The organism is Robbsia andropogonis, assembly GCF_000970345.1.
GTDB lineage: Bacteria > Pseudomonadota > Gammaproteobacteria > Burkholderiales > Burkholderiaceae > Robbsia > Robbsia andropogonis.
Genome location: NZ_LAQU01000012.1, coordinates 1 through 26272, shown reverse-complemented (window position 1 = coordinate 26272; position 26272 = coordinate 1). Strand labels below are relative to the sequence as shown.

Annotated in this window: 18 protein-coding genes, 1 tRNA gene and 3 pseudogenes; 10 read left to right on the top strand and 12 right to left on the bottom strand. The window is 61.2% G+C overall.

The window, feature by feature from the left end:
* The first annotated feature begins 114 nt into the window (after positions 1-114).
* The 3 genes from ilvD to WM40_RS12810 all read left to right on the top strand — a co-directional run bounded on the left by ilvD (position 115) and on the right by WM40_RS12810 (position 4381).
* Positions 115-1974, top strand: a complete 1860-nt coding sequence (gene ilvD, locus WM40_RS12820; protein WP_046153040.1) for a dihydroxy-acid dehydratase — start codon at positions 115-117, stop codon at positions 1972-1974.
* A 127-nt stretch (positions 1975-2101) separates the two neighbouring features.
* Positions 2102-2177, top strand: a tRNA-Val gene (locus WM40_RS12815).
* Positions 2178-2431: 254 nt separating this feature from the next.
* On the top strand, positions 2432-4381 hold the full coding sequence (locus WM40_RS12810) for a SurA N-terminal domain-containing protein (RefSeq protein ID WP_024902996.1): 1950 nt from the start codon (positions 2432-2434) through the stop codon (positions 4379-4381).
* Positions 4382-4518: 137 nt separating this feature from the next.
* On the opposite strand, the gene WM40_RS12805 is transcribed toward WM40_RS12810, so the two are convergent.
* Both WM40_RS12805 and WM40_RS12800 read right to left on the bottom strand, forming a co-directional pair.
* Positions 4519-4869: a hypothetical protein gene (locus tag WM40_RS12805; protein WP_024902995.1), complete on the bottom strand. Its 351-nt coding sequence runs from the start codon at positions 4867-4869 to the stop codon at positions 4519-4521.
* Between the two features lie 76 nt (positions 4870-4945).
* A complete protein-coding gene (locus WM40_RS12800; protein ID WP_390174000.1) occupies positions 4946-5647 on the bottom strand; it encodes an arylesterase in 702 nt (233 codons plus the stop codon).
* 100 nt (positions 5648-5747) lie between these two features.
* On the opposite strand from WM40_RS12800, the gene WM40_RS12795 reads away from it, so the two are divergent.
* Positions 5748-6440: an ABC transporter ATP-binding protein gene (locus WM40_RS12795; protein ID WP_024902994.1), complete on the top strand. Its 693-nt coding sequence runs from the start codon at positions 5748-5750 to the stop codon at positions 6438-6440.
* Between the two features lie 57 nt (positions 6441-6497).
* Here the strand turns inward: WM40_RS12795 and pgi are convergent, their stop codons facing one another.
* The 4 genes from pgi to WM40_RS12775 all read right to left on the bottom strand — a co-directional run bounded on the left by pgi (position 6498) and on the right by WM40_RS12775 (position 12044).
* Positions 6498-8141 (bottom strand): glucose-6-phosphate isomerase, encoded by a 1644-nt coding sequence (gene pgi / locus WM40_RS12790; protein ID WP_024902993.1) that lies wholly within the window; start codon positions 8139-8141, stop codon positions 6498-6500.
* A 160-nt stretch (positions 8142-8301) separates the two neighbouring features.
* On the bottom strand, positions 8302-10224 hold the full coding sequence (locus WM40_RS12785) for an NAD(P)H-hydrate dehydratase (protein WP_052738308.1): 1923 nt from the start codon (positions 10222-10224) through the stop codon (positions 8302-8304).
* Between the two features lie 102 nt (positions 10225-10326).
* On the bottom strand, positions 10327-11094 hold the full coding sequence (locus WM40_RS12780) for an FAD-dependent oxidoreductase (protein WP_046153039.1): 768 nt from the start codon (positions 11092-11094) through the stop codon (positions 10327-10329).
* 2 nt (positions 11095-11096) lie between these two features.
* The gene (locus tag WM40_RS12775) at positions 11097-12044 is read right to left on the bottom strand and encodes an FAD-dependent oxidoreductase (protein WP_157685789.1); all 948 of its coding nucleotides are present in this window, start codon (positions 12042-12044) and stop codon (positions 11097-11099) included.
* Between the two features lie 209 nt (positions 12045-12253).
* Here WM40_RS12775 and purL point away from each other — a divergent pair.
* Both purL and WM40_RS12765 read left to right on the top strand, forming a co-directional pair.
* Positions 12254-16380 (top strand): annotated as a pseudogene (purL, locus tag WM40_RS12770) (phosphoribosylformylglycinamidine synthase).
* Between the two features lie 396 nt (positions 16381-16776).
* Positions 16777-18252 (top strand): hypothetical protein, encoded by a 1476-nt coding sequence (locus WM40_RS12765; RefSeq protein WP_024902988.1) that lies wholly within the window; start codon positions 16777-16779, stop codon positions 18250-18252.
* Positions 18253-18387: 135 nt separating this feature from the next.
* On the opposite strand, the gene WM40_RS12760 is transcribed toward WM40_RS12765, so the two are convergent.
* Genes WM40_RS12760 through WM40_RS12740 form a run of 5 tightly spaced genes read right to left on the bottom strand, consistent with a single transcriptional unit; the run spans position 18388 to position 22226 of the window.
* Complete coding sequence (locus WM40_RS12760) at positions 18388-19197, bottom strand: peptidylprolyl isomerase (RefSeq protein ID WP_046153037.1); 810 nt, start codon at positions 19195-19197, stop codon at positions 18388-18390.
* Positions 19194-19553 (bottom strand): BolA family protein, encoded by a 360-nt coding sequence (locus WM40_RS12755; protein WP_024902986.1) that lies wholly within the window; start codon positions 19551-19553, stop codon positions 19194-19196. Before WM40_RS12755 ends, WM40_RS12760 begins: the two co-directional genes overlap by 4 nt.
* A 7-nt stretch (positions 19554-19560) precedes the next feature.
* A complete protein-coding gene (locus tag WM40_RS12750) occupies positions 19561-20088 on the bottom strand; it encodes a septation protein A (RefSeq protein WP_024902985.1) in 528 nt (175 codons plus the stop codon).
* Positions 20085-20555 (bottom strand): peptide-methionine (R)-S-oxide reductase MsrB, encoded by a 471-nt coding sequence (msrB, locus tag WM40_RS12745; protein ID WP_024902984.1) that lies wholly within the window; start codon positions 20553-20555, stop codon positions 20085-20087. Before msrB ends, WM40_RS12750 begins: the two co-directional genes overlap by 4 nt.
* A 54-nt stretch (positions 20556-20609) precedes the next feature.
* Positions 20610-22226, bottom strand: coding sequence for a protein adenylyltransferase SelO (locus tag WM40_RS12740; RefSeq protein ID WP_046153036.1), 1617 nt, complete (start codon positions 22224-22226; stop codon positions 20610-20612).
* Positions 22227-22331: 105 nt separating this feature from the next.
* On the opposite strand from WM40_RS12740, the gene WM40_RS12735 reads away from it, so the two are divergent.
* Both WM40_RS12735 and WM40_RS12730 read left to right on the top strand, forming a co-directional pair.
* On the top strand, positions 22332-22643 hold the full coding sequence (locus WM40_RS12735; RefSeq protein WP_046153064.1) for a Dabb family protein: 312 nt from the start codon (positions 22332-22334) through the stop codon (positions 22641-22643).
* A gap of 111 nt (positions 22644-22754) precedes the next feature.
* Positions 22755-23258: a PaaI family thioesterase gene (locus tag WM40_RS12730; RefSeq protein WP_024902981.1), complete on the top strand. Its 504-nt coding sequence runs from the start codon at positions 22755-22757 to the stop codon at positions 23256-23258.
* Positions 23259-23307: 49 nt separating this feature from the next.
* Here WM40_RS12730 and ygfZ read toward each other — a convergent pair whose 3' ends face one another.
* Positions 23308-24702, bottom strand: a complete 1395-nt coding sequence (gene ygfZ / locus WM40_RS12725) for a CAF17-like 4Fe-4S cluster assembly/insertion protein YgfZ (RefSeq protein WP_024902980.1) — start codon at positions 24700-24702, stop codon at positions 23308-23310.
* A 157-nt stretch (positions 24703-24859) separates the two neighbouring features.
* Here ygfZ and mltG point away from each other — a divergent pair.
* Together mltG and tmk are read left to right on the top strand one after the other, a co-directional pair.
* A pseudogene (mltG, locus tag WM40_RS12720) lies at positions 24860-25858 on the top strand (endolytic transglycosylase MltG); the annotation flags it as partial.
* Positions 25859-26143: 285 nt separating this feature from the next.
* A pseudogene (gene tmk / locus WM40_RS12715) lies at positions 26144-26272 on the top strand (dTMP kinase); the annotation flags it as partial.

The window sequence follows — 26272 nt, the reverse complement described above, 5'->3', positions numbered from 1 at the left end:
GAGTATAATCAGGAGGTTTGCCCATGGTGCGGCTCAAGAGGTTGTTCGCAAGGGCGCACAAGGGGCCGCATCCCAAGGCCCGGTTCCTTTTCGCGATTTTTATCTGTCCCTATCATGCCCGCATACCGTTCTAAAACTTCTACCGCCGGCCGCAACATGGCCGGGGCACGCTCGCTGTGGCGTGCCACCGGCATGAAAGACGAGGATTTCTCCAAGCCGATCATTGCGGTAGTCAACTCGTTTACGCAATTCGTCCCGGGTCACGTCCATCTGAAGGACTTGGGCCAACTCGTTGCACGCGAGATCGAATCCGCTGGCGGTGTCGCCAAGGAATTCAACACGATCGCCGTTGATGATGGCATCGCGATGGGACACGATGGCATGCTGTATTCACTGCCGAGCCGCGACATCATCGCCGACTCTGTTGAATACATGGTCAATGCCCATTGCGCGGATGCGATGGTATGCATTTCCAATTGCGACAAGATCACCCCAGGCATGTTGATGGCCGCCATGCGGCTAAACATTCCGGTCATCTTCGTTTCGGGGGGGCCGATGGAAGCGGGAAAGACGCGCCTGGCGAATCCGGTTACCAAGACGATGGAGTTCAAGAAGCTCGACTTGGTCGATGCAATGGTGATTGCCGCGGACACATCGTATTCGGACGCGGACGTCGCGGAAGTCGAGCGCTCCGCGTGCCCGACGTGCGGTTCGTGTTCGGGCATGTTCACCGCGAACTCGATGAATTGCCTGACCGAGGCGTTGGGCTTGTCGCTGCCGGGGAACGGCACTGTTGTCGCGACGCATGCGGACCGTGAGCAACTGTTCAAGCGGGCAGGCCAGGGCATCGTCGGTCTGGCGCGTCGGTATTATGAGCAGGAAGATACGCGCGTGCTGCCACGCTCGGTGGGTTTCAAGGCATTCGAAAATGCGATGACGTTGGATATCGCGATGGGCGGCTCGACGAACACGATCCTGCATTTGCTGGCCATTGCCCGCGAAGCGGAGATCGACTTCACGATGGCCGATATCGACCGGATGTCACGCATCGTGCCGCAATTGTGCAAGGTCGCGCCAAATACCAACAAGTATCATATCGAGGATGTACATCGTGCCGGCGGCATCATGGCGATTCTGGGCGAACTCGATCGTGCAGGCAAACTGCACACCGATGTGCCAACGGTGCATACGCCCACGTTGAAAGATGCACTCGACCAGTGGGACATCGTCCGGAGCAAGGATGAAGCGGTTCGCACGTTTTACATGGCGGGTCCGGCAGGTGTCCCATCGCAGGTGGCGTTCAGCCAGAACACGCGTTGGCCGAGCCTGGACCTGGATCGCGCCGAGGGTTGCATCCGTTCATATGAACACGCGTTCTCCAAGGAGGGCGGGCTCGCCGTCCTGACCGGCAACATCGCCCGTGACGGCTGTGTCGTGAAGACGGCTGGCGTGGACGAAAGCATCCTGGTGTTCGAAGGGACCGCGCACGTCACGGAATCGCAGGACGAAGCAGTGGAGAACATCCTTGCGGGCAAGGTGCAGGCGGGGGATGTCGTGATCGTCCGATATGAAGGTCCGAAGGGCGGTCCGGGGATGCAGGAAATGCTTTATCCCACGAGCTATATCAAGTCAAAGGGTCTGGGCAAGGCATGTGCGCTACTGACGGATGGCCGGTTTTCCGGTGGGACGTCCGGTCTGTCGATCGGGCATTGCTCGCCGGAAGCGGCAGCAGGTGGTGCAATCGGTCTCGTTCGCGATGGTGATCGTATCCGCATCGACATTCCGAATCGCACAATCGATGTATTGCTGTCCGACGAGGTACTCGCTGAGCGTCGGGTCGAACAAAACGCCAAGGGCTGGAAGCCTGCCAATCCGCGCCCGCGCAAGGTTTCCTCGGCATTGAAGGCCTACGCCAAACTGGTGATGTCAGCGGACAAGGGCGCCGTACGTGACGTATCGCTGCTGGATGATTGAGTCGCCGACGGTCCGTTGCCTGTGCGGCGGTTGCCTTGGATGTCCGGTGTTGATTCGTGCGTATTTTGCTTGACAGTGACAGTTCATTACGACGATAATTTTGGTCTTCGCTGCGAATCATTCGAACGGGTGCTTAGCTCAGTTGGTAGAGCGGCGCCCTTACAAGGCGTAGGTCGGGGGTTCGAGCCCCTCAGCACCCACCACGTTCGAGCCGGCGATGCCGCGATTGCAACTAGCGTCGCAGCCGCGTGAAAAGATGAGATTTTTCCCCGGTGCATTCTGTGTGGGCGCACTGCCTGCAGAAAAGACTACCCGCACGGCATTTGCTCTGCGGGTTTTTGTTTTTAGCGCCTGGCAGAAGGATATATGCCGGCGGATTCCTCGTTTTGTTGGCCCGCGCGACGACTGCGCAGGCCGCCTGAGGTAATATTCGGTCTTTCCTCCTGGTTCGGTAAGCATGTTAGATTTCATCCGTAGCCATCGCCGCCTGATGATGATCATCTTGGCGCTGTTCGTCGTACCTGGTCTGGGCCTGGTAGGTATCCAGGGTTTCCGTGGCATGTGGGACGACAGCGCCAACGCGGCCAAGGTCAATGGCGACATCATCACGCGACAACAATTCGATGCCGCGGTGCGCGACCAGAACCAGCGGGCGCAGCAGATGCTGGGTGCAAGCTACGATGCATCGACGTTCGATACCCCGGCAATGCGCCGCTCGATCCTTGATAACATGATCCGGCAGCAACTGGTCGCACAGAACACGCGCGACTTGAACCTCACGGCCAGTGACAACGCCGTGCGTCAGTCGATCATGAGCATTCCGGCGATCGCCTCCTTGAAACGCCCCGACGGCAGTTTCGACCAGCAGGCTTATGCGCAACTGTTGGCGGCACAAGGCCTCAGCGGTCCGCAGCTCGATGAGATGCAGCGTTTCCAGCTTGCAAGCCAGCAGATCGCACAGAACATCGTCAATACCGCATTCATTCCCGCGGCGTTGGCGCAATCACTGAACGCCATGATCACGCAGCAGCGTGATGTGCGAGGCCTCGTCCTGCGAGCGGCGGATTACCGAGCGCAGGCCCAGCCAAGCGAGGCGGACATCAAAGCCTACTACGATGCCCACCATGCGGACTTCACGACGCCCGAACAAGCGCGGATCGAATACGTCGTGCTGAGCGCCCAGGCGTTGTCCGCGGCATCGGTACCGAGTGATGCGGACATTCAAAAGTATTACCAGGCCAATCTGAAACAGTACCAATCCGAAGGCCAGGTTCGTGCGAGTCATATCCTGATTGCCGTGCCGAAGGACGCCAGTGCCGACGTGCGGGCGAAAGCGAAGGCGCATGCGCTGGAGGTGCTGAAGGAAGTGAAGGCGCATCCTGACCGGTTCGCGGCCATTGCCAAGAAAGAGTCCGAGGATCCCGGCTCGGCCGACAAGGGCGGGGACCTCGGATTCTTCGATCATTCGATGATGGTGAAGCCCTTTGCCGACGCCGCTTTCGCCCTGCAAAAGGGACAGATCAGCGATCTGGTGCAATCGGATTTCGGGTATCACATCATCGAAGTCACCGATACGAAGCCGACGGTCACGCGACCGCTGGCGGACGTACGCGACGCGATTGTCCGGACGCTGCAAGCACAGGCTGGCACGGACAAGTACGCGGCCGACACAGAGGGCTTCTCGAATGCTGTCTATGAGCAAGCGGATAGTCTGAAGCCCGCCGCGGACAAGTACGGCCTTGCAATCAAGACAGCCACGGTGACACGTCGTCCGGCACCGAATGCGAATGCAGCGGATCCGGCGAATAATCCCAAGCTGCTGGCAGCCGTATTCAGCGACGACGCGTTGAAGAGCAAGCACAATACGGCGGCGATCGACCTTGGCAATAATACGATGGTATCGGCGCGGGTAACGTCGTATCAGGCAGCGGCGTTGCAACCGTTCGATCAAGTGCGGGAAGCGGCACGCAACAAGGTGGTCGACGAGCAGGCATCGTTGCTCGCGCGCAAGGACGGTGCCGCGAAGCTTGAGGCATTGCGCAAGTCGCCAAACAGCGTGAGCACCGCGGGTTTTTCGCCAGTGACGTCCGTGACACGTTCGAACCCGCAGGGTTTATCGCAGCCAGTGTTGAGCGAGGTGTTCAAGGCGGACGCCAGCAAACTGCCGGTGTTCGTGGGTGTGGATGTGCCAGATGGCGGCTATGCCATCTATGAAATCACGAAGGTAAGCAGCGGTGCCGCCGCCGACCCCGCGCAGGTGACGCAGATCGAAGCGCAGCTTTCCCAGATGGAAGGACAAGCCGAAAACGACGCCTATCTCACAGCGTTACGCAAGCGTGCATCTGTCAAGATCTACGATCTGTCCGGTGACATATCGCAGCAGCAGGATGGCGGCTCAGGAAACTGAGCGGCCACGAGGACGTAAAAAAACCATTGCTTATTACCATTCGCGGCATGTGCAGGGCCGCGAATCGGTGATGCAGCAATGGTTTTTTGATTGCCGCCGACCGGGTGTCGGCTATGCGTTGTGTTGCAATCCGAAAATCAGAGGCAGCTACTAATTGCTGCGGTAACGGATGGGTCAGGTGCCGCGTTGGTTGTCGAGCGATAGCCAACCCATGTACCCTGGCCACCAGGTGCCTGGCGAACCACGGCGGCGTCCCCCCCCGGTGGTTGGCCGGGAACCAGTACGTCGACGCCGAAATCATTGGCAATCGCCGTTTGCGAGACGATGGGTGTTTGGGTCTTATCGGCCCAGCCTTGTGCAATGCACTGTGCCACGGCTTGCGGCGGTTTCGCGCTCTTGCCTACTGAGCTGATGGTAGGTTGATGGGTTGCGCATGCGCCCAGTGCGACCAGTGCACCTGCTGCCATGAGGGTCGGTATAAATTTCACGTCTTCATCTCCTTGTAGTTGTGCCAAAGCGTGCCAATCGTGACCGGGCGCCGCGCCTTCCGCCCACCAAAGCGGGTCATTTCAACAGCGGAGACAGCGGTGCCCACACGTTTTCAAGTAATACCGGTTGCGCTTTTGCCAGGGGATGTATTTGATCCGCCTGGAACATCTCCGGTTTGTCGGCGATACCTTCAAGCAAGAATGGGACCAGCGAGGTGTGATACTGCTTTGCCAGCATTGGGAAGAGGGAAGAAAATGCTTGCGTGTACACCGGTCCGTAATTCGGTGGAATTTGCATGCCGACCAGTACGACGCGTGCACCGGCCGCCTGGCTTGCTTCAATGATCGCCTCTAGGTTTGCGCGCGTCACTGACATTGGCAGTCCTCGCAACGCGTCGTTCGCGCCCAGTTCGACGATGACAACAGCAGGATGCGTGCGCGACAATGCGCTCGGCAGCCTGGTTCGCCCGCCGCTCGTTGTGTCCCCGCTGATGCTGCTATTGACAACGGTATAATGATTTTTACCCAACGGCTTATCGGCAAGGCGTTGCTGCAATAGTGCCACCCAGCCTGTGTTCGGTGCCAGGCCGTAGCCTGCGGAGAGACTGTCGCCCAAGACTAGAATGGTCTGGGAGGCGGCCTCCGGTGGGACGGTTGCCTCTGCGCCGGGCTTGCGTTCCATCCGGGATTGTGGCGCGCCTCCCGCATAAAGCGATGGCGTGGTGATGCCACAGGCAAGCGCGAGTGCCAGGCCCATCACGGTAGCGGGGGCGGGCATGACAGACCGTCGGCGCATGATCGCCGTCGACAAGTGTCTACTGACCACCTTCAAGCGGGTTTTCATGCGGGAAAACAAGCGGGCACTTATGCAGGAATCCATGCGGAAAGAATCGGGTCGGGTCATAGCAGTGGAGGGCGTCAGCAAGCGCGTGGTGGATGCATCCGGTGAATTGTCCATATTGGATGATATCGATATGTACGTCGATGCAGGCGAAACAGTGGCGATCGTCGGCGAGTCAGGTTCAGGAAAATCGACGTTGCTGGGCTTGCTTGCCGGGTTGGATACGGCCAGCGCCGGCACCATCCGTCTACTTGGTCAAGAACTGGGCGCTCTCGACGAGGATGCACGTGCGGCGGTTCGCGCACGAGGTGTGGGTTTCGTATTTCAGGCATTCCAACTGATGCCGCATTTGACCGCACTTGAAAATGTCATGCTACCGCTTGAATTGCGGGGTGACGTGTCCCGTCGGCAAGCACGTGAACAAGCAAGGGCATTACTTGACCAGGTGGGGCTGGGAGGGCGTATCGCGCACTATCCTCGTGTTTTGTCGGGCGGCGAACAACAGCGGGTAGCACTGGCGCGCGCGTTCGTGACCACACCATCAGTGCTTTTCGCGGACGAACCCACGGGGAGTCTTGATGCGGCAACGGGCGAGGCTGTCAGCGCGCTGATGTTCGACATGAACCGGAACCAGGGCGCGACGCTGGTTCTCGTCACGCATGACTTGCAACTGGCACGGCGCTGCGATCGTATCCTCACGATGCGCGCCGGCAAGTTGCTCGCGGCCTAGCGGGGACCGCTTTACCGGCCACATCGCGCGTGATATCGGTAGCGACGATGGCGTATTTTAGTTTGCTTGAAGGGCCGCACGCGCACGCGCGATCAATGCGCTGGTCGACGAGTCGTGTTGACCGTTGCTCTTGCCTTCGAGGTCAGCCTCGACGACCTTGCCTAACACCTTGCCAAGCTCGACGCCGTATTGATCGAACGAATTGATATTCCAGATGGTGCCTTGTACGAGCACCTTTTGTTCGTAGAGCGCAATCAGGGCACCGAGAGCATGCGGCGTCAATGCATCCAGAATGATCGTCGTGCTTGGACGGTTGCCGGGGAAGGCGAGGTGCGGCGCCAGATCCGGGTTGTCCGGGCCGGCGATCTTGCGCGCTTCTTCCAGCGTGCGGCCGAGCATCAATGCCTCGCTTTGTGCAAAGCAGTTGGCCAGCAATTTTGCATGATGGTCGACGAAGCGATGTTCCGGCGTCAGCACAGCGATAAAATCAATCGGTATCAGCGTGGGGCCTTGGTGCAGCATCTGGAAGAACGCGTGCTGTCCATTCGTTCCCGGCTCACCCCAGATCACCGCGGCAGTGGGTTCACGCACCGGATCGCCATCCAGTCGCGCCGACTTGCCATTGCTTTCCATCTCCAACTGCTGCAAGTAGGAAGGCAGGTAGTGTAACGCTTCGGAATAGGGGGCGACCAAGACGCTTTGCGATTCGAAGATATCGCGATACCAGATGCCGATCAAGGCCATCAACACCGGGAGGTTGCGTTCCAGTGGCGTATCGCGGAAGTGCTGGTCCATTTCGGCCGCGCCAGCCAACAAGGCATCGAAATGTGTCGGACCAACCGATAGCATGATCGACAGGCCAACCGCGCTCCACAGGGAGTAGCGTCCACCGACCCAGTCCCACATTTCGAAGACGTTGTCGCGAGCGATACCGAACTTGACCACTTCGTTCGAATTTGCCGAGACGCCAACGAAGTGATGATGCAACTTGTCCTCGGGGCAGCCGTTTTGTACGAACCATTGGCGCAGCGAGCGTGCGTTGGTCATCGTCTCCAGCGTCGTGAATGTTTTCGAGACGATAATGGCCAACGTCGTTTCAGGATCGATTTGATCAACCACGCGTTGCAGATCCGCGCCATCTACGTTCGATACGAAGTGCGTCGTGATCTCTGGATCCGCGAGATGATGTAGCGCATGGCAAACCATCTTCGGCCCGAGATCCGAACCGCCGATCCCGATATTCACGATGTGCCGGATCGGCTTGCCGCTATACCCGCGCCATTCGCCGCCCCGTACTTTCTCGGCGAACGCCGCCATTTTCTTGCGTTCGGCTTGCACTTGCGCGAAATACGGCGATGCCGGGTCTGTCGCCCGCAATGCGGTATGCAATACCTGACGTCCTTCGGTCGGGTTTGCAATGTCGCCCTTGAATACGGCATCGCGACGTGCTTCGACCCCTGCGTCGCGTGCCAACTGCGTCAGCAGTTTCAATGTCTCGTCGGTAATGCGGTTTTTGGAGAAATCGATCGATAGACCGCCGCCGTCGAATGTGTAGCGCTCGGCACGCGTGGGCGCATGGTCCTGCGCCGGATCGAACCATTCGCGCAACCGGGCGTCACGAATCTGATCGTAATGCGCACGGAGCGCGGCCCAACTGGGAAGTACCGGCACGGAAGCGGTCTTTGGCGAATGTGATGTCATAAGTTTGTCTCATTGTTGTGGTGAGCAAACACGTGCGCCCGGGTGCCGTCTGTCAGGTTCAGGCGCGAAGGCGCGATAGGGTGCGCGGTTGCCAGGGGTGCCGTTTCAACACTATCGGTCAAGTATAAATCGCGATGCCAAAGTACGCCGGGCAGCGGGTTCAACCAACGATCAAGCCGTGTTCACGCAGATGGGTATTCAGCAGTCGACGGATCATCGGTGCCAGCTCTCCCGCTGTCAGCCCTGCGGGACCGTCACCGTGGGCCGCCAGTGTCTCGGCGGCAAGGCCATGCAGGTACACGCCAGTTAATGCCGCCTCTTTCGGTGGCAGGCCCTGCGCGAGCAGCGCGCCGATTACGCCGCTCAACACATCGCCGCTACCGCCGGTGGCCAGGCCGGTATTGCCAGTGGTATTCAGCACGATGTCCACGGAAACGACGCTCTCCGGTATATCGCCGCATGACGTGGCCGTGGCCGTGCCGGAAGCGGTGGCTGCCGCCAAGGACGGCGCGGCAATCAATGTGCCGGAACCTTTCAAGACGATCGTGCAGCGGAACCGTTCAACCAGCGCACGGGCCGCGGCGAGTCGATCTTGCTCGACGTCCCGCGTACCGATATCGAGCAGCCGCGCTGCTTCTCCTGGATGAGGTGTCATGACAAGCCACTTGCCGGCGGCTGCCACCGCGGCGCAGAGCGCCGCATCGCGGGCGATCACGTTCAACGCATCGGCATCCAGCAACGCCCGGCAATCCTCCCCCACCACGTCATGCAAAACGCGTTTGACGATGTCGCCCGCACGCGCCGACGTACCAAGGCCGGGACCGATGCTCAGCGCATCCATCGTGTCGAGCGCGATGGCGTCGATGCGACGCAGCATGATTTCAGGATGTGGAGGATCGTACGGCGGCGCACCTTCGCCGATCAATGCCGTGTGTACGCGTCCCGCGCCCGCATAAAGCGCAGCGCGGGCGCAAAGGATGGCCGCACCGCAGGTGCCCGTATCGCCGCCGATAATCGCGACGCTGCCGAATGTGCCTTTGTGCGAGGACGGTCGACGCTTCCTGAAGCAATGCATGAATAGCGATGGCGCGTTCAATTGCAGCGGCGCAACTGGCTGGCTATTGCTTCTGACGCGTGCGTCTTGCGCGGAGGTTGCATCGATGAAAGGGTAGGCGGATGGCGTGGCAAGCGTCGATGGCGCCCGCACGATGAAATCCGGCAAGGACAGCGGTGATAGAAACAAGGCGCCGGTGTGGTCACGTCCCTTCCCGGTGAAGAGGCCGGGCGTGGCGCCAATGAAACTCAGCGTATGGGTGGCATACACCGCGCAATCATTGTCCGACGCGGGCGATACGCACTGGCCGGTCATCGCGTCCAGGCCGCTCGGGATGTCCAGCGCCAACACGTGCGTGCCGTGTTCGCCTAGTGCATTGATCAGCTTTATATATTGGTCGTACGGCGCGCTTACCGGACGGTTGAGGCCGATGCCGAACAAACCATCGACGCACCATCCGCCTTCGCGAAGCGCGGTGCATTGCGTATCGTCGGGAGCGTCCTGCTGGATTGGCACCGCGTCGCGGCGCGCCTCGGTGTACGCCCAGAGTGCATCGCCATGGGTGGGGGGCGCCGGAAGTGTGACGCGCACAGGTACGCCCAGACGATGCAGCCGCGTGGCCGCCACCAGCGCATCGCCGCCGTTGTTTCCCGGCCCTGCGAAAAACCAGATCGGTGTCGATGCCAAGTCGTGATCGTCGGTGCCGGGAGAGCCAGCACCGGGTGTCCCGGTTGCGGCGATATGGTCGTCGTCGCTGCCGGGGCGGCGCCTGGTGCGGCGTTGATGCAGCAGGAAGTCTGCCGTCGCGGCACCGGCCCGTTCCATCAAGACATGCGATCCCGCGCTTTGCATGACGCGTGCTTCCACGGTGCGGAGGTCCGCGACCGTCGCGAGCGGCCACGCCAGGCGGTGCGTGTCGATTGGAAACCAGCCTTGCGTGTTCGCCGGACCGCCAGCGTCGTCAGGAGGCGTCGCCGCGCGACGATCGTTGTGCGTGAGCGGCGTGGGAGCAACGGGACCGGCGGACATGGTGGCAATCAATGGTGAACGATCTTCTCACCTTACACCGGATGGGCGGTGTCCACGACGGAGGTGTGTCCGGTCACGCCTTATGCGGATGCCCCTGCTGCGTCAACCGTGACCGAAGCGCGCGGGGGATAGCGCCATGCGCGTACTCGGGTCGAAGCGATCCGCCGCGGTGGCGGCGACCCATGCGGCTCCGCCATCGCCCGCCATGCCCTCTTCCGTCACAGGGTGGGCATTCGCTTCGATGGCTTGTGTGCGGTTGTCGTCGCGCATGCTACCCATCGCGGCATGCGGGCCGGATGGCCATTGCGCGAAAAGCAGATCGGCCGCGCCAAATGCCAACCCCCAGCCTCGATGCGCACCGCTCAGGACCACATGCAGGCGGTTTTCGCCACGGCGGGTCTTCAGCGTGCCGATCACCGGCAGGCCGTCCGCGCCGACGAGTGCCACGGACTCGCCGACGCCGGCATCGAACCGTGCGGCGCCCGGCACGAGCGTGTCGCGCCAGGCATGGAGCTGGGCCGGCATCGCTTGCAGGGCTTTTTTAGCCGGGCCGGGAGGGAGAGCGGCCGCTTTGTTCTTGACCTTCCCGATCGTGGTGGTGGCCGGTCCTCGGAGGCAGGCGCTGACGCGCACGCGGCGATCGAAGCGCACGATGGCCACGCTGTTTTCGGCATCTATCAGCAAGCGCCGCGGCGCGTAGTCCTCGCGCAGGACCGTACCGGTCAACACCGTGCGCGTGACGCGCTGCAGCGGCAATGGGACGCCGGCGGTGCCGAGCAATTTCGCACTGCCCGCGCCGGCGGCGATGACCACGTGCGATGCATGGACCTGTTCGACATGTCGCGCCGCATCCGATTGTCGGGCATCCACTCCTAAGATAGAAGTGGTGGACGGCGCGGTGAAGCCGCGGGCCTGTACGCCTGAGAACGCCCCCCCGGCTTGTTGGGCGGGGCGGATGGACACATCGACGCCATCGTTGTGAACCTCGACGCGAAGGGCCTGCCGCGCAAGGAAAACGTTACCTCGGCGGCGTCCAGCAATTGCTTGAGTCGCTTCGCCATCACCGCGGCGTTGCCGCTGGACAGTGTGTCGAACGCGATGCCGCCTGCCAGCGCTTCGGCATGCTCCAGTGCCGGCTCGGCGGCCCGGCAGGCTTGCGCGTCCAGCACGCGTGGGGCATGGCCGTGGAGGTCGAAACGCGGCGCGGTTCCTGGTGGTGTGTTGCCGGGCGCGCCATTGCCTTCTAGGTCAACATCGGCAAGCGCCTGGGCTGACTTCCCGGTGCGCGCGTGTTGAGCATCGGTGGCGACATGATCGACCGCGTCATCGCCGCCGATATCGCTTGGCGTGGCGTGTGAGGTCGTGTTCCGTGCCCCGGGAGGCGCGTCGTTCTTCGGCCAATCCACGAGCAACGCCTGGGCCCGCTCGAATTCCACCGCGTTACGCCAGACGTACAGCGCGCCGTCACGTCGCTCGTGTTCGATACCGTGGACCTGCGCCAGCGTATCGAGCCGTGCCGCGGATTGCGCGATCAGCGCTTCCCACGGTGCCAGTCTCGCGTGGCGCAGTGCATTGCTGGCCCGTTCGCGCGCGGCGCGGCGCCACGGCACGCCGCCGGGCGTCGGCATCGGCGCATCCGGCCCATACCATGGGTCCAGCGGAGAGGGCAACGCGACCCCGCTGTGGAAAAAGGACGCACCTTCGCCGACGGTCGCATGTTCGTCGATGACGGCGACGCGCATGCCGGCCTCGATGGCCCGCATCGCGACGGCCATGCCGCCGATGCCGGCCCCAATCACGATCAGGTCGAATTGCTTCATTTCAAGATTTTTCCCTTGGCCACCGGGGCGCCATGATAACGTCTCCGCCCCTGACGAACCATCAGATAAGTTGTGCACGTCCGACATTCGTTGTCCGGCCAGTGTTGCAGCGTAGCAAGAACCCGGCCGTCCGGGGCGTCAGGCGCGGTATAATCCTTGTCTTCCTTTCGTTTCCCGCCGCGCCCGCGCGGTGCATCCATTTCCGCTCAATGGCCCATTTCTCGTGCTTTCCCGGCGCTTCGGCCCTCTCCGATTTCCGCAAGACCCGTTTGCTCGCGACGCTGAAGGCGATCGACGCGAATATCGTCGATGTCAGCGCGGTCTATCTGCATTTCGTGCACAGTGACGCCGTGCTCACGCCGGAACAGGTCCGCGTCGTGGATGCGTTGCTGGAGTACGGCCAACCGGCCGTTGCCACCGATGCGCCCAAAGGCACTGCGTTGCCGGTGCTGGTATTGCCGCGCTTCGGCACGATCTCGCCATGGGCGAGCAAGGCGACCGATATCGCGCACAACTGTGGTTTGCAACATGTGCGCCGGATCGAACGTGGCGTCGAATTCACGATTTTCCTGAAGACCGGTTTGCTCGGCGGCCGCAAGGCGCTGGACGCCGCCTCGCTCGACGCCGTTCACGCGGCGTTGCACGACCGCATGACCGAGTCTATCGCGGCGGATCGCGAGCAGGCATATCGCCTGTTCGACGAACTGCCGTCCGCACCGCTGACGCGAGTTGATGTCATCGGTGTCGGTCGCGCGGCGCTGGCAGAGGCCAACGCGACGCTGGGCCTGGCGCTCGCGGATGACGAAATCGACTATCTGGTCGACGCATTCACGCAATTGGGCCGCAATCCTAGCGACGTCGAATTGATGATGTTCGCCCAGGCCAACAGTGAACACTGTCGCCACAAGATCTTTAATGCGAATTGGACGGTGGATGGCGAAGCGCAGGAGTTGTCGCTCTTCGCCATGATCCGCAATACGCACAAGTTGCATCCGGAAGGCACCATCGTCGCCTATTCGGACAATGCGGCCGTGATGCGGGGCACGACGGTACAGCGCTGGTTCCCGCGCGGTGAGGGCCAGGTCTATGCGGCCAGCGAAGCGCTGACGCACACGCTGATGAAGGTGGAAACACACAATCACCCAACGGCGATCTCGCCGTTCCCGGGCGCGTCCACCGGCGCGGGCGGCGAAATCCGCGACGAAGGCGCGACAGGCCGTGGTGCGCGGCCGAAGGCCGGGATGGCCGGTTTTCCGTTTCGAACTTGCGCTTGCCGGATGCCGCGCGACCGTGGGAGACGGCAGCCGATGCCGCGACGCCATTCGCCCAACGCACGCAAGCGCTCGCCGATGGCGCGGGCAATGCCGCATTGGTGGATGATGGCTATGGTCGCCCGGACCGAATCGCCTCGCCGTTGCAGATCATGACCGATGGTCCGTTGGGTGGCGCCGCCTTCAACAATGAATTCGGCCGACCCAATCTCGCCGGTTATTTCCGCGTCTATGAGCAGAACGTTGGCGGCACCGTGCGGGGCTATCACAAGCCGGTGATGATCGCCGGCGGTATCGGCAATATCGACGATAGCCATACGCATAAGAACGACCTTCCCGCCGGCACGTTGCTGATTCAGATTGGGGGGCCCGGCATGCGGATTGGCATGGGCGGCGGAGCGGCGAGTTCCATGGCGACCGGTGCCAACACGGCTGAACTGGACTTCGACTCGGTGCAGCGCGGCAACCCCGAAATCCAGCGTCGGGCGCAGGAAGTGATCAACAGTTGCTGGCAACTGGGCGCGGACAATCCGATCCTGAGTATTCATGATGTGGGTGCGGGGGGGCTGTCGAACGCGTTTCCTGAATTGGTGGAAGGTGCCAACCGCGGCGCCCGCTTCGCGATCGATGCGATCCAGCTTGAGGAGTCCGGCCTCGCGCCGCGCGAGATCTGGAGCAACGAGGCACAGGAACGGTATGTATTGGCCATCGCGCCGCAAAGCGCGGAACGGTTCGAAGGCATTTGCCGGCGTGAGCGCTGTCCGATGGCAATCGTCGGTATTGCAACCGATGAGCAGGTACTGAAACTGGCCAGGGCAACGCAGCTCGCCCAGGGCGCTGATGCCAGGGTCGATGGCGATGTGGCCGTGGACATGCCGATGGATGTGTTGTTCGGCAAGGCCCCGAGGATGCACCGCGACGTGCGCCGGGAGGCCCGACGCTGTCCGCCGCTGGTATTGGACGACATGACGCTGGAGCAGGCGGTGGAAGGTGTGTTGGCGCATCCGACGGTTGCCAGCAAATCTTTCCTGATCACCATTGGCGACCGGACCGTGGGCGCCATGAGTGCGCGTGACCAGATGGTAGGCCCGTGGCAGGTGCCGGTTGCGGACTGCGCCATTACCACGATGGACTATCGTGGTTTCGCGGGTGAGGCCATGACCATGGCCGAGCGCGCGCCGCTGGCGGTGATCGATGCCCCGGCGTCGGGCCGGATGGCGATTGGCGAGGCGATTACGAATATTGCGGCGGCACCGATCGATGCCTTGACATCGATCAAGCTGTCGGCGAACTGGATGGCGGCGTGCGGCACGCCGGGCGAAGACGCGGCGTTGTACGATACCGTGCGTACCGTTGGCATGGAGCTATGCCCGGCGCTCGGCCTGTCGATTCCGGTCGGCAAGGATTCGCTGTCGATGCGCACGCAGTGGCGAGACGGCGAGACGGCCAAGGAAGTGGTGGCGCCGGTGACGTTGATCGTTTCGGCCTTTGCGCCGGTGGCTGATGTGCGTCAGCACCTGACCCCGCAACTGCGTCGCGCGGACGACACGTTCCGTGGCGAGACCGTGGGTGAGACGTTGCTGGTCTTGATCGACATCGGTCGCGCGCAGAACCGGATGGCCGGTAGCATCCTGGCCCAGGTCGCGCAGCAGATGGGCGACAAGGCACCGGATCTGGACGACAGTGAAGACCTGAAGCGCTTCTTCACCGCCGTGCAGCAATTAAACGCCGACGGCAAGTTGCTCGCGTATCACGACCGCTCGGATGGTGGCCTGTTCACGACCGTCGCGGAAATGGCCTTTGCCGGCCACGTTGGCGTGTCGTTGAATGTCGACATGTTGACACTGGACCCGGATCACGAATCCGATTTCGGCGATGCCAAGGATTGGGCGAAGCAGACGTCGGGTCGGCGTCACGACCGCACGCTGCGCGCCTTGTTCAACGAAGAACTGGGAGCCGTGGTGCAGATCCGCGCAAGCGAGCGCGATGCCGTGTTCGCGGTCCTGCGCGAGCAGGGGCTTGCCGCGTGCAGTCACCAGATCGGCAAACTGAACGACCGCGGCGATATTGAGATCTACCGCGATGCGAAGCGCGTCTATCATGCCGCGCGTACGGACTTGCAACGCCTCTGGACCGATGTCAGCTGGCGCATCGCGCGCCTGCGTGACAACCCGGCATGTGCCGATGCGGAACTCGAGGCGATTGCCGATGTGGCGGATCCCGGTATCTCGCCGGTCTTGACGTTCGACATCGCAGAAAACGTTGCCGCCCCGTTCATTCAGGCTGGCGCCGCCCGTCCGCGCGTCGCGATTCTGCGCGAGCAGGGCGTGAACTCGCATCTTGAGATGGCGCATGCGTTCGACCGGGCCGGATTCGAGGCGCGGGACGTCCACATGAGCGACCTGATCGAAGGGCGTGCGACCCTGGCAGATTTTGCCGGCGCGGTGGCCTGCGGCGGCTTTGCCTACGGCGATGTGCTGGGCGCTGGCGAAGGCTGGGCCAAGACGATCCGTTTCAATCCAGTACTGGCCGACATGTTCGCGGCTTTCTTCGGCCGTCAGGATACGTTCGCCCTGGGTGTGTGTAACGGCTGCCAGATGATGTCTAGCCTGGCGTCGATGATCCCGGGTGCGGAGCACTGGCCGAACTTCACACGCAACAAATCCGAACAGTTCGAAGCGCGGTTTGCGACGGTGGAAGTGACGCAATCGCCGTCGATCTTCTTTGAGGGCATGGCGGGTTCGCGGATTCCTGTTGCAGTGTCACATGGCGAAGGGTTTGCGGATTTTTCGAAGCAAGGCGATGCTGCAAAGGTATTGGGTGCGCTGCGCTATGTCGATAACCGTGGCCAGAAGACGGAGCAGTACCCATTGAACCCGAACGGTTCACCGGGTGGCCTGACTTCGGTGACTACCGCAGATGGCCGTTTCACGGTGTTGATGCCGCATCCGGAACGGGTCGCCCGTTCGGTGACGATGAGTTGGCATCCGGAGGGATGGGCTGCTGGTGAGGGCGACAGCCCGTGGATGCGTATTTTCCAGAACGCACGTAAGCGAGTGGGCTAACACCGCCGTTGAGGTGCGAAGTAGCCGCGATGTCGGCACTCCTGCGCAACGGTCGCGGCGATTAAGCATAAAAAAGACCTGTAGGGCTTGGTGCCGTACAGGTCTTTTTATCGTGGTGAAACGCTTGAGGCGGAGTGAGGCAAAACGGTCTACCCAAACGGGAGTATTGAATGATATTTTCGTGTCCCGTATGATTTTCTATTCGATATTTCGTAAATAAATTGGTAGTACGAAATAAATATCATGATCGTGATTGTTTGTACATCACCTGACTAGCGAGACCCTGCAATGCCCCAAGCGAAACGTCCTAGATCCCCGTCACCGGCCTCTTGCGATTCGCTTTCCGATTCGGTCACTGCACCGCTACGTACGCGGCAGCGGACGGAGGCTGCCGCTGTGGCGGGACCTTCCCACGATACGGGACGTGCTCCGGTAGATCACCGCGCGCTTGCCAACGCACTCGTCGATTACGACAGCGATAGCCGCGACGACGTCGAACCGACATTGCGCGCATTGCCAAATCCGATCCAACACAGAGAAAATCCGTATCGAGAGAATATCGAGGCAGGCATATCGCCCGCGGGCGCGCACGATAGCTTGCTTGAGCGATTGGATGTCATACCGCATGTGACCGAACGGATTGCGAATTATTTGCTGGCGGCACCGCTACCGCAACGCCAGGCGGCCGAGTTGGCATCGTTGGGGGGCAATGGGATCGGCACCTCGATCGCGGTGTTGAAAGAACAGCGGTCAAATGCCATGAAACAGTTGCGTGCAGCTGTGGCCAAGATGCGAGACGATCAGGGGCGGGTGGTTCCAGCCGAGCGGGACGCGGCGATAGCCGCGTTTGTTGACATCACGACAGTGATAGACGGAGATAAAGCGACCGCAAAGGCATTTTTTCAGAAGGTGATCGACGCATGGATTGCGGATGGTTTGCTGAGTTCCCACGCGGTGGCGGGGCTGAGCGATTTTTTATTTTTCAATCGTATTCCACGCGAGGAGATGGATGCCGCTCTTCGTTTGGCCGCGATTGAATGCGACACGGATTCCGAACCTGAAAACGACGAGGAAGACGAAGAACAAGACTATTTTGCACTGGTAGGCCATAGCAATTGGCCTGAAGGCTATCGCCGTGTACTGGAAGATAGAAACATTTCCATGCACGATGCGAACAGATGGTTTGATTGGCTTTGTGCTCCTGAAGACAGGAGAGGTAGGCAAAGCTCGCGCCTTGAGTACCAAATCTGGCGCAATATCGTCGAGCGTGAGCATGACGACGCATTGACCCTCGAGCGTTTGAATGATCTGGACAATACGGCATTACCCAGTCATTTCGGCAGGGCGTTACGTACGGAGTGGTTTGAAACCGTACTGTTTGATCCCGTGATCGCGCCCTATGCATCCAGTTTGATAGCAATTGCCGAACGGGTCTTACCTGAGGCTTATAGTCTAGAGAATGTCCCGTTCGAATGGGTGCGTACCGGACGACGCACACCGCAGTTCGTGGCAGACCTGCTGCAACAGGCCGCACCTCTTGCGAAGGTATCTGGCATTGCACCGATGCAGGTTGAAACACATCACTACTTGTCGATATCACCGCTTTTCGACAGGCTATTGCTGGATAACACGATCTCGGAGCACCGTGCCCAGTGGTTCTTGACGCATTTCCGCGTGATCATGGCAGCGTTGGAAGAAAGCAAAGCCGAGGTGGGGGCACAGTGCATCGCTTTGCTGCTTTCGGCGCAATGGTCCGACTCCACAGTGTCGCAATTGCTGTCCAATCTGGTAGCGATCGGGGAGACGTGGGTGTTGGGCAATACAGAGAAGCTACAGACGGCACTGAACGCGCTCGAAATAAATGCGGCATGACATTTCGGTCATCCGCAGCGGGTATGAGACGCCGGGCCGACTGCCGAATATGCGCGTCATGCGAAGGCCATTGCGCCACTCACCCGTCGCCTATTTTCGTCGGATCGGTTCGGTTACGGGTGATGTGGCTCGCCGTTACTGGATCTTCGCCTGGCCGCGTAGCTTCGATTCCAGGTCCTCGATCTGCTGCTTCTGCGCTTGCTGGGCCAACTGGCTCTTCACGCTATCGAACGGCGGCAGGGCGGGAGCTTGCGCATCACGCTCTCCATCGAGGCGGATGATATGCCATCCGAATTGCGTATGCACCGGCGTATCGGTGACTTGGCCGTCCTTCAGGGCTTCCGCGGCCTTCGCGAATTCCGGGACATACGCGTTTGCCGGCGACCACGGCAGGTCGCCGCCGTTCTTCGCCGACCCCGTATCTTTCGAGAATTGCTTGGCCAAGTCTTCGAAATTTGCGCCGCCCTTGATCTTTGCGATCAAGTCCTTTGCCTGCTGCTCGTTATCCACGAGGATATGGTGCAGATGGTATTCCTTGCCAGCGCTCTGCGCCTTCATCTTGGCAGCGATACTGTCGTACAGCGCGTGCAATTCCGCGTCCGAAGCCGGGTGCGTCGCGACGTACTTCTCCAGATAGGCACGGATCACGACGGTTTGCGCGGCGATCGCCATTTGCTGCTGGACCACCGGATCCTTCGTCAGGCCGTCTTTCGTTGCCGCCTGCATCAGCACTTCCCGATTGATCAGCTCGTCGCGAATGAGTTCGCGCAATTGCGGAGAGGCGCTCTGGCTGCCTTCGGGCAAGGTCTGGATCATGGCGTCCACGCGAGCAGACGGTATTGCCGTGCCGTTGACGATGGCGGCGTTCTGCGCGAACGCGGGCATGCTCACGGCAACAAGGGTAAAGGCTGCCGCCGTGGCAACGCGGGTCTTGCTGAAAATCATCGATCAGTCCTGTTTGCGTATTCTTCGGGGGTGAATGCCACGATCGCGAGCGCGTGCAGTCCGGCCCGGATCGCCTCAGCGAGGGCATCATACACCAGCCGATGGCGCGTCACCCGGGACTTGCCGGCGAACGCGGTGCTGACGATCGTCACGTTGAAATGCGAGCCGCCAATGCTGCCGTCCTGGTTGCGTGCTCCCGCGTGCCCGGCATGGCGGTCACTGTCGTCCTCGACGTCGAGCCAGTCGGGGGTAAACGTAGCGCGTAAACGGCTCTCGATCCAGTCACGGCGTGCAGCGCCCGCAGGAACCACGTGTGACAAACTGTCAGACGGTGAAGCGGATGTCGTGTCGATCATGATGTGCTCACTCGCTCTTCAAGTAACGGGCGAGCCAAATGCTCTGAGCGATCACGAAGAGGATCATCAGCGCAGTCCCGCCGAACAATTTGTAATTGACCCAGGTATCGGTCGAGAAGTGAAACGCGATGATCAGGTTCAGGATGCCCAAGAAGACAAAAAACATGGCCCACGCGAGATTCAACTGGCGCCAGACCGCGGCGGGCAGCGTCATCTGTTTGCCCATCATCGCTTCAATTGGATTTTTCTTCAGCAGATGTGCAATACCCAGCGCGACCGCAAAGGCCCAGTACAGGACCGTCGGTTTCCATTTGATGAAATTCTCGTCATGCAGTACCAGCGTGGCGCCCCCGAAAACGACGACGATCGCGAAACTGACCCACAGCATCGGTTCCACACGACGGTGTCGGACCGCCACCCAGACGATCTGGCAGACGGTGGCCGCGATGGTCACGGCTGTCGCCGTATAAATTCCCCATATCTTGAACGCGACGAAGAACAGGATGACGGGGAATAGGTCGAAAAGAAATTTCATTGTCCGAATGTCATTGACGCGGAGTTGATGCAGTAGCGCAGGCCCGTCGGCGCCGGACCGTCTTCGAACACGTGGCCCAGGTGCGCATCGCATGTCTTGCATTTGACTTCGATGCGAAGCATGCCATGCGAGCGGTCCGTGTGTTCGGCAATCACTTCGCCGTTGATGGGTTTGAAGTAGCTAGGCCAACCACATCCGGCATCGAATTTGGTCGAGGACTCGAATAATGGCGTGCCGCAGCAGACGCAATAATACGTGCCTTTTTCCCAGTGATCCCAGTAATCGCCCGTAAAAGGGCGTTCCGTTGCCGACTGACGCGCCACGCTATATTGCACCGGCGTCAATTCCGCACGATATTCGGCGTCGGTCTTGGGTGGTTTGCCGGCGTGGCCAGGCGCTCCAGCGGTAGGGCTGACGTCGCTGTCAAGCGGCTTCTGAGGGACGTTCGGGTTTTGCGGGTCATTCATGGTCTGTCTCCATTAAGAGCGACAGGCGGCAGTCGTCGGCGCCGCCGAGAGAGGTCAGGAGGAGCAGCTGACTTCCAGCCCAGCGGCCCAGTCGGGCGGCTGCGCGGCATAGGCCGCGTGCTCCGGTTGTTCGTCAAATGGGCGACGCAGTACGGCGGCCAGTTGTCGGGTTTCGGAAAAATCGCCGTCTTGTGCCGCGCGAATGGCCAACTCGGCTAAATGGTTGCGCAGCACGTATCGTGGATTGACGCGGGACATCCGCACCCGGCGGCTGGCATCGTCCTGCCCTTGCTGGCGCAGACGCGCTCGATAGTCGACCAACCAGGCATCAATGGCGGGACGATCGAGAAAATAATCGGCAAGCTTCGGCGCGCCATTCGCCGTGATGTTCGCCGTGTGCGTTTCCTCGTGCTGCGAAACCTGGGCCAGTGCGCGAAACGTCAACGTGAAGTCGGCGTGATTGGCGTCCATCAATTGCAGCAGCCTGTCGAGTAGCGCACCGTCTTCCGGCGTGGGCTGCAACAGGCCAAGCTTGGCGGTCATACGCGCCTGATAATATCGGTTGAATTGCTCGCCGTAGGGCGTCAATGCGGATTTCGTCAGCGCGATCGCCGCATCGGCCTCGGTCGTACCGGCTTCAGGCATCGCGCTGGCGGCATCCGGCGTGGCAATCAAGGGGAGCAGCGCCTGGGCCAGGGCGAACAGGTTCCAGCGTCCGATTTCCGGTTGGCGATGATACGCATAGCGCCCGTGGGTGTCCGTGTGATTGCAAATGTGCCGTGCATCGAAGCCATCGAGAAACCCGAAGGGACCGTAATCGATCGTCAGTCCAATAATGGACATGTTGTCCGTATTCATGACCCCGTGACAGAACCCGACACTTTGCCATTGCGCCATCAAATCCGCGGTGCGCGATGCCACCTGCTCCAATAAGCCAAGATAGGGGTTCTCGGTCTCCCGCAGCGCCGGATAGTGGGCTGCAATCACATGGTCTGCGAGCTGGCGCAGTGCATCGAAGTCATTTATTGACCAGAAATGCTCGAAGTGACCAAAGCGGATAAAACTTGGTGCGAACCGGGTCACGACGGCGGCGCTCTCCAGCGTTTCACGTCGCACCGGCAGCGCGGAGCCCGTGACCGCCAGGGCGCGTGTGGTGGGAATTCCCAACGCATGCATGGCCTCCGAGCACAGGAACTCCCGGATCGAGGACCGCAATACGGCACGACCGTCCCCCATGCGCGAGTAGGGCGTCAGGCCGCCGCCTTTCAGTTGCACTTCTTGCCAGACGCCGTCACGATCGGCAAGCTCGCCCAGCAGCAAGGCACGCCCATCGCCCAGCTGCCCGGCCCATTGCCCGAATTGATGACCCGAGTACACGCTCGCCAGCGGCAACTGCGCGTGCGGGATCTCTGCGGGCCATGGACGCGCGTCGGTATTACCGGGGGCAGCGCCGGGTGGGTGCCCGGACAATTGCAAGACCAGGCCATGATCATCGACGCAGTCCGCGGGCAAAGCCAGGTCGTGCAACGCATCGGTGGAAGCGGCAACCAGATAAGGCATGGGGAGGGGTTGCGGGGGCAAGCGGGTGTAGAATCGCTCGCCAAGCGATGCGAACCCGCCGCCAGGCCGTTGCGTGCTGCCGAGCGCGGACAGCGGGGAAGTGGGCTTCATGAACAATGGCGGCTCGCGCGGATGGAAATTTCTATTTTAGAACGTGGTGCGCCAGCTTGCGCATCGCATGGTCTCGAGGAAGGCCGTACAAAGGAGGAAGCCCTGATGTTGACACACATTGTGATGTGGAAAGTGAAAGACGAGGCCGAGGGCGCGTCGAAGGTGCACAACCTGGAGAAGATGCGCGAGTTGATGCTGGCATGCGCGACAATCGTGCCAGGTATCCATAAGCTCGAAGTGGGTATTGCCGCTCCGGCTGGGCCGGGCGTGGCTTCGACGTTCGATATCGTTTTATATTCCGTCTTTGCCGATGCGGACGCGCTGCAGGCTTATCAAGTGCACCCGCAGCATCAGGCGCTGGTGGCCTTTGTCCGCAAAGTCACGGAAGGACGCCAATGCGTCGACTACGCGCACTAAAACGCGTGTGGTCGTCCTTCCCATCAATACCATAACGATAACGAGATGCATGGCAGGGTCGCTTTCAGCGAGAAAAGCGACCCCGCGGCAACCCTGAAAGGGAGACCGGGCATGGTAACGGCAGATCAGCCAATGGAATCCGACGCTATTCATCCGGACGCCGCCAACCCTTTCCTACGGGAATTGGGGGTGCGCACGGTGCGCGCCGACGCGTCGGGTAGCGAAGTCGTGCTGGCGCTGTCAGGTCGGCATATGAATCGATGGGCGATTGCGCATGGTGGTGTCACGATGACGCTGCTCGACGCCGCACTCGGACATGCCGCCCGTGAAGTCGAACGGCCGCCAGGCGACATGGCGGTGGATCGCTCGCGTGGCGTGGTCACCGTTGATATGAGCGTGACGTTCATCCAGCCGGGACAGGGGATCTTGACTGCGTACGGGCGTGTGCTGCACCGCTCGACGACCATGGCGTTCTGTGAAGGCGAAGTACGGGACGCTGATGGCGGCCTGGTCGCGAAGGCGTTGGGTACGTTTAAATATCTGCGTAAGCTGCCGCTGGGCCGGAAAGTCAGGGCCGAGGTCACGCATGTACCGCCGTCGGCCGCTGACAGTTGAGCGGATCCAACGACCGGTTGTCATGCGCGCGCGTGACGCACGCCTTGATTTACGCTGTCGGCAAGGCGTATGGTAGGCCGTAGACCGTCAAGGCTGCCGTTGCCGTCGACGGTGTTGCCGACACGTCATGTTGCGGCGCGGATGCCGAGGCGTCGACCGCCGTTGCACGAAGCACCACACGCAATGCGGCGTCCGCGGGCGTCGCCGTCTTCAGTTCGATCAGGCAATCGACGCCTCCCTCCGGCGCGGGGGCGGCATTGACCACGCGGCCACATGGCTGCCATTGCTCCGCCGATCCAAGGTTGACCGGATCATGGAGGTCGATGATTTCGTCACCGGCCCGCGCTTGTTCGGCGTGGGCCAAGGTCGCGCGCCGCTTCACGGTGCCGCGATATTGGCTGCGCGCTACCACTTCCTGGCCTGGATAGCATCCTTTGCGAAAATTGACGCCGCCTATCGCTTCGTAATTCACCATCTGCGGCACGAACGCATCCTGTGTCGGCGCGGTGATCTCAGGCTGGGCCGCTTGTATCGCCAGCCAATCCCAGTGCGCCGGGTCAATGGTACTGAACCTGTCGGCCAGCGCGGCCAGCCACGCATCACGTGTAGGGGCAGGCACGCAAAGCAGAAAGCGACGTTGTCCGGCCGCATCGGCCAGACGTAACAGTGTGACGGTATCGCCGTTGTCGCTATCCTGCCGGATCAGTGGCAACGAGCCCCCGGTCATGCTGGTTGCCTCGCCTGCCGTCGTGCCCAGCACATTGGCTAGCGGCGTGGAGCCGTTACGTACCCCGGGAAACGCGACCGCGTAGTCAGGAGGATTCGGCTCCGAGGGCACGCAGACCCCCTTATGAAGCAGTAACGCGGACAATGCGGCATCGAATGCCGCGTCGTCATGACCACCGCTCAGGCCGAACAGGGCAACGTCGTTGCTATGATCGACAAGCTTTACCTTGGCCCGTAACACGAACATATGCAACCGCTTTCGAATCGCGTCGGCGATGTCGGCGCTGATCAGCAGCCGGATATCGGGCCAGTGGGCAAGGTCGTCGTGATGGGTCGGACTTGGGACCGCATGCGGTGCTGTCGTCGGCACGGCATTGTTTGCGCCGGCAGCATTTATCGGCGGTAAAGGCCAATACAGTAGCGAGGCGAGCATCCGTCCTTTTGGCGAGCAGAAGGCACCCCGAGCTGCGTGGGCCGGTGACAAGTGCGTGACGTCGTTCGTCAACTGGTTGTGGAGGAAGCTGCGCGCATCGGCACCGCGCGCGTCGATGACCGCCCAGTGACTATCGGTCGCAAGCGGAGCGAACCCGCCACCGGGGGGAACCAGGCGGGATGCCTGCGCCGCCTTGGTTTGCATCGTGGTGGCGGATGCGTGAAAATTCACCGTCGCGGCATCGGTCGACGACGTGGGGGAAAGGGGTTCGGACGTATCGGACATGATCTGGCTGGGTGCCTCGCCGTGCAGGGTAGGGGAACGACCGTGTATGAGGGGCGTGCGGCCTTGATCGCCACCGGACGATCCACCGTCCGGAAGGTAGCGAGAGTCACACCGAATCACAGTATTATATTGGGTTCCAGACAACTGTTGGAAACGTATGTCCCTTGGAAACTTTGGTCGATGGGTCCGGAGATCGATCGCAACCGCTGTCATCGTCATGGCCGGAGCCGCCGCCGTGGCCTATTGGTGGGCAAATACGCCCATGCGGCTTGCCCAGCCTGAAATCGATATCTCGGTGGCGCGAGGGTCTCTGCGCGCCGTCGCCGCGCAGTTGCGGCAGAACGGATTGCCGATGAACCCGCGTGGCTTCGAGCTGATCGCGCGCTTCCTCGATCTGTCGACGTCATTGAAGTCGGGCAATTACGCGTTCGAGACCGGCATCACGCCTTACCAAGTGCTATTGAAGCTGGCGCGCGGTGACGTCAACCAGTCGTCGGTTACGGTGATCGAGGGCTGGACCGTGGCGCATATGCGCGCCGAGATCGATGCCAATCCGGCTTTGCGCCATGATACGGCCGGTATGAGCGACGCGCAGTTGATGGCCGCGATCGGAGCACCCGGTATCGCCGCGGAAGGCATGTTCTTTCCTGATACGTATTTGTTCTCGAAAGGTGTGAGCGATATCAGCGTCTATCGTCGCGCCCATGACGTCGCGGAGCAGCGCCTGGCACAGGTGTGGGCCGAGCGCGCCCCCGATTTGTCGCTGACAACGCCCTATCAGGCGCTCACGCTGGCATCGCTGGTAGAGAAGGAAACCGGCAAGGCGGTGGAGCGCGCGGAAGTGGCGGGCGTCTTCATAAACCGGCTGAAGATCGGCATGCCCTTGCAGACCGACCCGAGCGTTATCTATGGCCTTGGAGCGGGGTATGGCGGGCGCTTGACCAAAAAGGACTTGCAGACTGACACCCCGTACAATACGTACACGCGACGCGGCTTGCCGCCCACGCCGATCGCGCTGCCGGGGATGGCGGCTTTAAAGGCGGCGACGCATCCGGCCAGCTCTAAGGCGTTGTACTTCGTGGCGAAGGGCGACGGCACCAGCGTCTTTTCGGATTCGCTCGTCGATCACAATCGCGCGGTCAACTTGTATCAGCGCAACCTCGGGATGGCCGGACGCACGGACGTCGGAGCGCCGGCGATGAATGGACTGGCCGTTCCGGCATCGGCCTCGGCGACGAACCCGGTGGGGGAAGCGGCAGACGGTGTCGCAAGCGACGCGGCAGGTGCAGCGGCAAGTGACGCGGAACATCGTGCGCCGATCGGCCGTGCGGCGGTAAGCCCACCGGCCAGCGCGGTGAAGAACGCGGTTGCGGCGAGCCCGGTGGTAAGCGCCGGGTCGAAAATCAGTCAACAGCGCATCAATGTACCGGGGAGGCAGTAAATGCGGGCGCCAGGAAAATTCATTACGTTCGAGGGAATCGATGGGGCAGGTAAGACCACGCATCTGTCCTGGTTCCGCACGCAGCTCGAAGCGCGCTTGAGGGGTGAGGGGCGGCGCGTGGTTCAGACC

Excerpts from the sequence above, each read along its gene's own strand:
- ilvD (WP_046153040.1), top strand. The coding sequence starts at position 115 with ATGCCCGCATACCGTTCTAAAACTTCTACCGCCGGCCGCAACATGGCC.
- WM40_RS12810 (WP_024902996.1), top strand. The coding sequence starts at position 2,432 with ATGTTAGATTTCATCCGTAGCCATCGCCGCCTGATGATGATCATCTTG.
- WM40_RS12800 (WP_390174000.1), bottom strand. The coding sequence starts at position 5,647 with ATGCCCGCCCCCGCTACCGTGATGGGCCTGGCACTCGCGCTTGCCTGT.
- WM40_RS12795 (WP_024902994.1), top strand. The coding sequence starts at position 5,748 with ATGCGGAAAGAATCGGGTCGGGTCATAGCAGTGGAGGGCGTCAGCAAG.
- pgi (WP_024902993.1), bottom strand. The coding sequence starts at position 8,141 with ATGACATCACATTCGCCAAAGACCGCTTCCGTGCCGGTACTTCCCAGT.
- WM40_RS12785 (WP_052738308.1), bottom strand. The coding sequence starts at position 10,224 with ATGTCCGCCGGTCCCGTTGCTCCCACGCCGCTCACGCACAACGATCGT.
- WM40_RS12775 (WP_157685789.1), bottom strand. The coding sequence starts at position 12,044 with ATGAAGCAATTCGACCTGATCGTGATTGGGGCCGGCATCGGCGGCATG.
- WM40_RS12760 (WP_046153037.1), bottom strand. The coding sequence starts at position 19,197 with ATGATTTTCAGCAAGACCCGCGTTGCCACGGCGGCAGCCTTTACCCTT.
- WM40_RS12755 (WP_024902986.1), bottom strand. The coding sequence starts at position 19,553 with ATGATCGACACGACATCCGCTTCACCGTCTGACAGTTTGTCACACGTG.
- WM40_RS12750 (WP_024902985.1), bottom strand. The coding sequence starts at position 20,088 with ATGAAATTTCTTTTCGACCTATTCCCCGTCATCCTGTTCTTCGTCGCG.
- msrB (WP_024902984.1), bottom strand. The coding sequence starts at position 20,555 with ATGAATGACCCGCAAAACCCGAACGTCCCTCAGAAGCCGCTTGACAGC.
- WM40_RS12740 (WP_046153036.1), bottom strand. The coding sequence starts at position 22,226 with ATGAAGCCCACTTCCCCGCTGTCCGCGCTCGGCAGCACGCAACGGCCT.
- WM40_RS12735 (WP_046153064.1), top strand. The coding sequence starts at position 22,332 with ATGTTGACACACATTGTGATGTGGAAAGTGAAAGACGAGGCCGAGGGC.
- WM40_RS12730 (WP_024902981.1), top strand. The coding sequence starts at position 22,755 with ATGGTAACGGCAGATCAGCCAATGGAATCCGACGCTATTCATCCGGAC.
- ygfZ (WP_024902980.1), bottom strand. The coding sequence starts at position 24,702 with ATGTCCGATACGTCCGAACCCCTTTCCCCCACGTCGTCGACCGATGCC.